Below are 671 nucleotides of genomic sequence, written 5' to 3'. Positions count from 1 at the left end.
CATTCGGTATCGGTGCAACTGCTGATGCAAAAGAATTTGGTGATGTAGGTTCAGACACTCTAGGTCATATCGCTGACCAGTGTGAAAAAGGCTTAGCAGATAACGATAAACGTCAAGGCGCACTTCGCCTTCCAAACCTATCTAAACTTGGTTTGGCTATGGCACACAAAGAATCAACAGGTCGCTTTGCTCCTGGCCTAGACGCTGATGCAGAAATCATCGGTGCTTACGGTCACGCTGCTGAGCTTTCTTCTGGTAAAGACACTCCGTCTGGTCACTGGGAAATTGCTGGCGTACCAGTTCTGTTTGACTGGGGCTACTTCACAGATAAAGCAAACAGCTTCCCTAAAGAGCTGACTGACCGCATTCTTGAGCGTGCAGGTCTAGATGGCTTCCTAGGTAACTGCCACGCATCTGGTACTCAAGTTCTTGATGACCTTGGTGAAGAACACATGAAGACTGGCCAACCAATCTTCTACACTTCTGCGGACTCAGTATTCCAAATCGCATGTCACGAAGAGACATTCGGTCTAGATCGTCTACTAGAGCTTTGCCAAATTGCTCGTGAAGAACTAGAAGATTACAACATCGGCCGTGTAATCGCGCGTCCATTCATCGGTCCTGGTAAAGGTCAATTTGAGCGTACGGGTAACCGTCGTGACCTATCTGTA

General features: G+C 47.8%; 1 protein-coding gene. It reads left to right on the top strand.

The features are described from left to right. Positions 1–671: phosphopentomutase (locus R7Q11_RS26735; RefSeq protein ID WP_225467062.1), on the top strand; the 671-nt coding region annotated here is incomplete at both ends.

Source organism: Vibrio sp. 970, from assembly GCF_033339075.1.
The sequence above is the reverse complement of the archived record's forward strand: the minus strand, read 5'-3'. Positions and strand labels throughout refer to the sequence as shown.